The sequence below is a fragment of the Dyella sp. 2YAF14 genome (assembly GCF_052114725.1).
Taxonomy (GTDB): Bacteria; Pseudomonadota; Gammaproteobacteria; order Xanthomonadales; family Rhodanobacteraceae; genus Dyella.
In genome coordinates this window covers 39,090-47,229 of record NZ_JBFRFH010000022.1, presented here as the reverse complement: position 1 = coordinate 47,229, position 8,140 = coordinate 39,090, and the positions used below count along the sequence as shown (strand labels likewise).

Sequence of the window (8,140 nt, the reverse complement as noted above, 5' to 3'; positions counted from 1 at the left end):
GTCGCGCACAGGGTGCGCTCCCACAAAGAGTCGACCGGCAAGGTTGATCCGCAACCCACGAAGCTGCCTAACCCTTGTAGGAGCGCACTTGTGCGCGACCGCGGAGCTGCGGTGTACCGCTTCGTAGGCTTGTCGCGCACAAGTGCGCTCCTACAAAAATGCAGAGGCTCCCAATCTTTTATCAGCGCCCCACGACGCGCGCTCCCACAAAGAGCGATCGCAAGATTGAATGGGCGCCACAGCGTGCGAAACCCTTGTAGGAGCGCACTTGTGCGCGACCGCCGCGCTGCGGTGTATCGCTTCGTAGGCTGGTCGCGCACAAGTGCGCTCCTACAAAAATGCAGCGGCCTCTAATCTTTTATCAGCGCCCCACGACGCGCGCTCCCACAAAGAGCGATCGCAAGATTGAATGGGCGCCACAGCGCGCGAAACCCTTGTAGGAGCGCACTTGTGCGCGACCGCGGAGCTGCGGTGTATCGCTTGGTAGGCTGGTCGCGCACAAGTGCGCTCCTACAAAAAGGACGGACGGCAGTGCCGCATACTGTCGGGCTCTTGATGTAGCCCGCGCCTATCGGGGGCTCCGTATGATCTTCCCTACGGAACCCCACCCTCACGCACCAGGGCGATCACCTCATAACACGCGCCCATGGTGTGATAGTCGGTCTTACCGGCAGGGCTCTTCTCGTCATCAACCTTGTGATTGTCACGAGTAAGAATGCGAAACCACGCCCCATACCTGTGGTCGACGAAATACTTCCACGCATACGCCCACAGCTTCTCGTACCAAGCGTCGTATTCAGCCAGGCCCGTACGTGCATGCAGCAGCGCCGCCGCAGCGAGCGATTCGGCCTGCACCCAGAAATACTTGTCGTCGTCGCAGACTTCGCCGTCGGGCGCAAAGCCGTAGGCCATGCCGCCGTATTCGTTGTCCCACGAGCGTGCGAGTGCGGTGTCGAACAGGTGCTTGGCGGTGGGCACCAGCCAGTCTTTCTCGATGCCGCGTTCGAGCAGCAGCGGTTCCATGATCAGCAGCAGCTTCGCCCATTCGGTTTGATGGCCGGGCTGGAAGCCCCATGGACGGAACAGGTGCTTGGGATTGTCGAGGTGGTATTTCCAGTCGACGTTCCAGTTCACGTCATAGTGTTCCCACACCAGGCCATCGGCCTTGGCCGCCTGGCGACGCGTCATATGGTCGGCCAGCTCCAGCGCGCGTTCCAGATAGCGCGGCTCATCGCTGGCCTGGTACGCGGCGAGCATCGCCTCGCACATGTGCATATTGGCGTTCTGGCCGCGGTAATCGCTGAAGTGCCAGTGCTCGTCGGCTTCGTCGCGATAGAGGCCGGCGTCGGCATCCCAGTAGCGTTGTTCCAGCAGCTCCCAGGTTTCGTCCATCCACGCTTCGGCCTCGTGCACGCCGGCCTTCTTGGCGGTCGAGTACGCGAGCAGTACGAAGGCCACGCCATACGCGTGATACGTGGTGTCTTCCGGCTTGCCATCGCGGATGGTCCACGCGTAGCCGCCGGTGGCGGGATTGCGGTGCACCTCGCGCAGGTAACGCAGGCCGTGATGCACGGCGTCGAGATACTCGGGATTGCCGAACTCGTTGTACGCCATCGCGTAGTTGAAGACGAAGCGCGTGCTGCTCACCAGGTGACGATGGCTGCGGTCGTAGATCGTGCCGTCGTCCTTGTAGTAGTGGAAAAAACCACCGGCGGGATCGATCGCATGAGGGTGGTAGAACGCCATCGTGGTCGCGATGTGTTCGCGCAGAAACGCCTCGCTGCGGAAATCAGGCGTCGTGGTCATGCGTACGTCTCCATGAAGTTGAGCACTTCGGCTTCATCGGGAATGGCCGAGAACGAACCCTGGCGCGTCACGGTGAGTGCGCCACAGGCCGCTGCGAAGCGCAGGGCTGCATGCAGGCGGGGCAGTTCGGTGATCAGGTGATCGATGCGGTCGTCGCTGTGTTCGAGCTTGGCCAGCTGATAGAGCAGGCCGCCGACGAAGGCGTCGCCCGCGGCCGTGGTGTCCACGGCAGGCACGGCATATACCGGCAGCTCGCCTTCCACATCCGGATGGAACCAACGCAGGGCCTTCGGGCCATCGGTGATGATGACCAGACGTGTGCGTCCTTCCCACAGCTTTTCCAGCGTGGCTTCCTCGCCGTCGACGGCGAGCCAGGCGAATTCCTCGGCGCTCAGTTTCACCACGTCGGCCAGATGAAGAGCCGGCCACAACAGCGGGCGTGGCTCCACATCCCGCGGCCACAATGCAGGACGCAGGTTGAGATCGAAGCTCACCAGCGCGCCGGCGTCATGCGCGCGGCGCATGCCTTCGCGGGTGGTCTCGGCGAGCGCCGCATCGGTCATGCTGTTGGAGCAGACGTGGAAGACGGCGGCGCCGCGGAAACTGTCCGCATGGAAATGCATGGGACGGAACAACAAGTCGGCCGACGGCGGGCGATAGAAGCTGAAACTGCGCTCGCCGTGGGCATCCAGCGACACGAACGCAAGCGCGGTGTTCGCTTCATCGGTGCGCGCCACGCCATCGGTGTTCACACCGAAACGGTGCAGGCTGTCCAGCAGGAAATCGCCGAACATGTCCTTGCCGAGCATGCCGGCAAACGCCGCATCGCCGCCCAGACGGGCAACGGCGACGGCCACATTGGCGGGCGCGCCGCCGGCGTAGGGCACAAAACTGCGTGGGAAGCCGGCTTCATCGCCGCCTTCACTGTGGAAATCGATCAGCGCTTCGCCGAAACAGAGGATGGTGCGTGACATCGACAAAGACTCAATGTTGGGGAACAACGGGATCGCGAACCAGCGAACCGCGCAGACCGTAGAACACGATGTAGCCGTAGCAGAGCAGCGGCAGGATGAAAGCGTGCTGGATGCCCATGTGGTCGGCCAGTACGCCCTGCGCCAGCGGCAGCAGCGCGCCGCCGACGATGGCCATGATCAGCAGGCTCGAAGCCTTGCCGGTGAGCGGACCCATGCGTTCGATGCCGAGCGCAAAAATGGTCGGGAACATGATCGAGTTGAACAGGCCGATCGCGATCACGCTGACCATCGCCACGTCGCCATGGGTAAGCATGGTGGTGAGCACCAGCAGGCCCGCGACACCGGCGAACACGGCGAGCAGCTTGCGCGGGTTGATGATCACCAGCAGGGCCGAACCGGCCAGGCGCCCGACCATCGCGCCGCCCCAGTACAGCGACACGTAGTGCGCTGCCTGCAGTTCGCTCATGTGGCCGATCTCCGGCAGCGACAGGTAGTTCACCAGGAAGCTGCCGATGGACACTTCCGCGCCCACGTAGAAGAAGATCGCCAGCACGCCAAAGAACACATGGCTGTGGCGCAGCGCGTCCATCAGCGTGTGATGCGTGGTGTCGGCCGCTTCGGTCGACTCGGTCAGCGGCGGCAGTCGGAACAGCCACACCACCAGCGCCAGTACCAGCAAGGCGCAACCGAGGCCGAGATACGGCTTCTGCACCAGCTCGGCCTGCTTCTGGCGATAGCTGGCCAGTTGCTGTGCGGTCTCCGGCGTCAGATTCGCGCGCACCTTGGCGAACTGGGCATCGCCGCTGGCATCGAGATGCGAGGAAGCGAGCTTGTCCAGCGCCTGGGCAAGATTGGCCGACGGCAACGCGGCAAGCTGTTGCGGCGACAGCGCGGAAAGCGTGGCCAGCAACGGGGCGCCGGCAAGCCGGTCCAGTGCGCGCGGCAGTTGATCCTGCGGAAGTTGCGCGATGCTTGCAGCCACGTCAGTCGCGGGCAGGCGATCGAGCGCCGTCGCGGCAGCATCGTTCAGTGCGGCCACCAGACGTTCCGGCGGCGCCTGACGCATCGCCTCAACCGCCTGCGCGGGCGGCGCATCGTTGAGCGTCTGCACCAGCTGCACGGTTTCCGGCGCCTTGCGCACGGCGTCGGGCACGGTGAAGGCAACGGCGGAAAGAATCAGCAGGCCGCCAAACCAGGGGCCCAGCGTGGTGCCCAGCGAATTCATCGCCTGCGCCAGCGTGAGGCGGCTGGAGCTGGTGCGTTCGGGACCGAGCAGCGCCACATACGCATTCGCTGCGACCTGCAGCACCGTGATGCCGGTGGCCAAGACGAACAGCGCCGCGAGGAAGGCCGCATACGAATGCAGCAGCGCCGCCGGCCAAAAGCCGAACGCGCCCACGGCAGCAATGGTCAGGCCCGCCACGATGCCCTTCTTGTAACCAAGCGCGGCGACCAGGCGCCCCGCCGGCAGCGACATCAAAAAGTACGCGCCGAAAAACGTGAACTGCACCAGCATCGCCTGTGCGTAGTTCAGCTCGAACACGGTCTTGAGGTGCGGAATCAGGATGTCGTTGAGGACGGTCAGGAAACCCCACATGAAGAAAATCGTGGTGGTCACCGCCATCGCCATCGGATAGTCGGTGTAGCGCGTCGAACCGGTGGTCGACGACGTGGTCGCCGACTGAATAGGTGGTGCTGCGAAGGCCATGCGGAATCCGTGGGTCAGGAAAGAGGACAGCTGCTTTCGCGCACGACCAGTTCCACCGGCGCGATGATGGTGCCCGAAGGCGCCTGCGGATCGCGCAGGCGAGCGAGTAGCATGTCGGCCGCCTGCCGTCCGCGTGCACGCGGGGCAGTGGACAGCGTGGTGAGCGACGGCATGCTCATCGAGGCTTCGGCGATGTCGTCGAAGCCGGTCACCGCGAAATCGCGGCCCGCCTGTCGACCATGCTGGTGCAGGCCGAGCATCAGGCCCAGCGCCACGGCGTCGTTGTAGCAAACCGCGGCGGTGGGCGCGGAGCCCGGGCCTTCGAACAGAGAACCTGCGGCGCGCGCGGCATCCATGCGCGTGGGCGTGCTTTGCACGCGCCAGTGCGACTCGACCGGAAGACCGGCCGCGTTCATGGCCTGCGTATAGCCCGCATGGCGTTCGCGGGTGGAGCTGGCATGGTCATGGCCGCCAAAAAAGGCGATATGCCGATGACCCTGCGCGATCAGATGTTCGGTGGCCTGGCGGGCGCCGCGCTCGTTGTCGAGCATCAGGCGATCCCAGTGCGCGTATTCCGGCAGCTCGCCGCCCAGCTCGCGGTTGAACAGCACCACTGGGGTGTGGGTGCCCACGGCGGCCAATACCTTGCGCGCTTCGCTGTCTTCGGCGGGCGACAGGATGATGCCGCCTGGTCCGTGTTCGATCAGCGAACCGAGCACGGCATGTTCGCGCTCGGCCGAATCGCCGGAGCTGCCGAGCAGGGTGACGAAACCGGCTGTACCGAGCGCGTCGTCGACGCCCGCAGCAAACTCGGCGAAGAACGGGTTCGCCAGTTCGTTGATGACCAGGGCCACGCTCGACGACGTACGCCGGCGTAGGTTGGCCGCGGCCCGGTTATAGACGTATCCCTGGCGTCGCAGTTCTTCCTCGACCCGTGCCCGGGTAACCTTATTCACGAGGGGACTGCCACGCAGCACCAGGGAAACCGTGGCGCGGGACACACCGCAGCCGGCTGCGATGTCGTTGAGTGTGATCTTTCTACCGACCGGGGTCTGGCTTTCCATCGCAGGCCTGGGTTGATTGGAACGATCCAAAGGTACCTGCCTCCGCGCACGAACGGAACCGATTTCGATGGCGCGACGCAGCATGCAACGATGCCTGCAGAGATGTTAGCGTCAGGCGAAATTAGAACGATTCAAATCCACTCTTTCGGGGAATTCTATGCGTAATTCGCGTTTCCGTGCATGGCTGCCCACTTTGCTGGCTGCAGCGGTGTCGATTTCCCTGGCTGCGCCGGCCTGCGTGCGGGCTGCCGAGGGGCATTCGGTCGATGTGGATCCCCGCATCGGCACCGGCGGCGACGGGCATACTTTTCCTGGCGCCACGGTGCCGTTCGGCATGATCCAGCTGTCCCCGGATTCGGCCATGCCCGACTTGAAGCACGCCTACAAGTGGGCCGCCGGCTACCAGTACGGCGACAGCAGCCTGCTCGGTTTCTCCCACACCCATTTCTCCGGCTCGGGCCATTCGGACCTGGGCGACGTCCTGGTGATGCCGATCGCCGGCGACGTGCGCCTGGAGCAGGGCGACCCGGCCAAGCCGGGCAGCGGTTACCGCTCCCGCTTCAGCCATGACACCGAAGTGGTGCAGGCAGGTTATTACGCGGTGACGCTCAGCGATTACGACGTGCGCGCCGAGCTGACCGCCGGCCGCCGCATCGGTTGGCACCGCTATACCTTCCCGACTGGCAAGCCCGCGCATCTGTTGCTGGATCTGCGCCCGAGCATCTACGACTACGCCGGCAAGGTGCTGTGGTCCAGCCTGCGCGTGCATGACGACGGCACGGTCACCGGCTGCCGCACCACGCGCGGCTGGGCGCCGGGCCGCGAGCTTTGCTTCGCCATGCGTTTCTCGCAGCCGATGCAGGCGCGCACGCTGTACAACCGCGAGACCGACATTCCCTATAAGGGCTTCAAGGGCCCGGGCTATCAGCCGGAAGACCACGATGCGCAGAGTGGCCGCGCCCTGGTGGGCGTGTTCGACTTCGGCTCGCTCAAGCAGCCGCTGGGCGTGAAGGTGGCCATTTCGCCGGTGAGCGAAGCCAACGCCATCGCCAACCTCGATGCCGAAGGCCAGGGCTGGGATTTCGATGCGCGTCGCGCCGAAGCCCGCAGCCAGTGGGACAAGGCCCTCGCCTCGATCGACGTGGAAGGCAGCAAGGATCAGCGCGTCGGCTTCTACACCTCGCTGTACCACGCGCTGCTGTCGCCCACGCTCAGCATGGACGTGAATGGCCAGTTCCGCGGTGCGGACAACGCCGTGCACCAGGCCGTCGACAAGAACGGCAAGTTCGAATTCCACTCCACCTGGTCGCTGTGGGACGTCTACCGCGCCCAGCAGCCGCTGATGGCGTTGCTGATGCCCGAGCGCAGCACCGACTTCATCCGCTCGCTGATCGCCTCGCGCGAAACCAGTCCGTTCGGCATCCTGCCGGTGTGGGCGTACCAGGGCCTGGAGACGTGGTGCATGATCGGCTACCACGCCGTGCCGGTGATCGCCGACGCCTATGTGAAGGGCGTGCGCGGGTTCGATGCGGACGCCGCGCTGAAGGCGATGGTCGCCAGCGCCACCTATGCGCCTTATGGCGATCTGGGCGACTACATGAAGCTCGGCTACGTGCCCATCGACAAGGAGCCGGAAGCGGCCTCCAAGACGCTGGAATACGCCTATGACGATTGGTCGCTGGCGCAGATGGCCAAGGCGATGGGACGCAAGGAGATTGCCGCCACCTTCGACAAGCGCGCCGGCAACTGGCGCAATGCATATGATCCGAAGACCGGCTTCATGCGCGCACGCAAGACGGACGGCAGCTTCCGCGAGCCGTTCAACCCGGATGCGGCCGGCTACGGCAGCGACTACACCGAAGGCAACGCCTGGCAGTACTCCTGGTATGTGCCGCAGGACGTGGCCGCGCTGATCAAGGCGATGGGCGGCGACCAGACCTTCGTCACCAAGCTCGACAGCGTGTTCGAGGCCAAGGTCGACAAATCGCACTTTGCCAACGTCGAGGACATCACCGGCCTGATCGGCTGGTACGCGCACGGCAACGAGCCCAGCCATCACCTGGCCTATCTCTACGACTACGCCGGCGCGCCGTGGCAGACGCAGAAGCGCCTCAAGCAGATCATGGACAGCCAGTACGCCACCCGCCCGGACGGCCTGGCCGGCAATGACGACCTGGGCCAGATGTCTGCCTGGTACATCTTCACGGCAGTGGGCTTCTACCCGGTGACGCCGGCCAGCGACGAATACGCCATCGGCCGCCCGTTCGTGAGCAGCGCCACCCTGCACCTGTCCAATGGCAAGACCTTCAAGGTCACTGCAGAGCCGCTGGATGACGCCCACCCCTATGTCGGCAGCGTCACCCTCAACGGCAAGCCGCTGGACCGGGTGTTCCTGCGCCATGCCGAAATCGTGTCCGGCGGCGAGCTGCACTTCACCATGCAGGCCGAGCCGAACCGGGCCTGGGGGCAGGCTGTGAGCGCACGCCCTAGCTCAATGAGCGTGTCTACGACCAAAGTCCACGGTAATTCCGACAAAGCTGCCCCTAAAACGCCACTTTAAGAGGTGGCGTTCTCTGGGGTGATTCTGC

The 8,140-nt window shown here is 64.5% G+C and carries 5 protein-coding genes; 1 reads left to right on the top strand and 4 read right to left on the bottom strand.

The window, feature by feature from the left end:
- Positions 1-594: 594 nt before the first annotated feature.
- The 4 genes from AB4Y82_RS19795 to AB4Y82_RS19780 are packed head-to-tail and all read right to left on the bottom strand — an operon-like array spanning position 595 to position 5,552.
- On the bottom strand, positions 595-1,806 hold the full coding sequence (locus AB4Y82_RS19795; RefSeq protein ID WP_441605354.1) for an AGE family epimerase/isomerase: 1,212 nt from the start codon (positions 1,804-1,806) through the stop codon (positions 595-597).
- Positions 1,803-2,786 carry a carbohydrate kinase family protein gene (locus tag AB4Y82_RS19790; RefSeq protein WP_441605353.1) on the bottom strand — a complete coding sequence of 328 codons (984 nt, stop codon included), beginning with the start codon at positions 2,784-2,786 and terminating at the stop codon, positions 1,803-1,805. Before AB4Y82_RS19790 ends, AB4Y82_RS19795 begins: the two co-directional genes overlap by 4 nt.
- Positions 2,787-2,790: 4 nt before the next feature.
- Positions 2,791-4,488 carry a sugar MFS transporter gene (locus AB4Y82_RS19785; protein WP_441605352.1) on the bottom strand — a complete coding sequence of 566 codons (1,698 nt, stop codon included), beginning with the start codon at positions 4,486-4,488 and terminating at the stop codon, positions 2,791-2,793.
- Between the two features lie 14 nt (positions 4,489-4,502).
- Positions 4,503-5,552, bottom strand: coding sequence for a LacI family DNA-binding transcriptional regulator (locus AB4Y82_RS19780; protein WP_441605351.1), 1,050 nt, complete (start codon positions 5,550-5,552; stop codon positions 4,503-4,505).
- A 157-nt stretch (positions 5,553-5,709) separates the two neighbouring features.
- On the opposite strand from AB4Y82_RS19780, the gene AB4Y82_RS19775 reads away from it, so the two are divergent.
- Positions 5,710-8,112, top strand: a complete 2,403-nt coding sequence (locus tag AB4Y82_RS19775; protein WP_441605350.1) for a GH92 family glycosyl hydrolase — start codon at positions 5,710-5,712, stop codon at positions 8,110-8,112.
- The last annotated feature ends 28 nt before the right edge of the window (positions 8,113-8,140 follow it).

What these genes read in the sequence shown, in the direction of transcription:
- AB4Y82_RS19795 (WP_441605354.1), bottom strand. Translation starts at nt 1,806, where the DNA reads ATGACCACGACGCCTGATTTCCGCAGCGAGGCGTTTCTGCGCGAACAC.
- AB4Y82_RS19785 (WP_441605352.1), bottom strand. Translation starts at nt 4,488, where the DNA reads ATGGCCTTCGCAGCACCACCTATTCAGTCGGCGACCACGTCGTCGACC.
- AB4Y82_RS19780 (WP_441605351.1), bottom strand. Translation starts at nt 5,552, where the DNA reads ATGGAAAGCCAGACCCCGGTCGGTAGAAAGATCACACTCAACGACATC.
- AB4Y82_RS19775 (WP_441605350.1), top strand. Translation starts at nt 5,710, where the DNA reads ATGCGTAATTCGCGTTTCCGTGCATGGCTGCCCACTTTGCTGGCTGCA.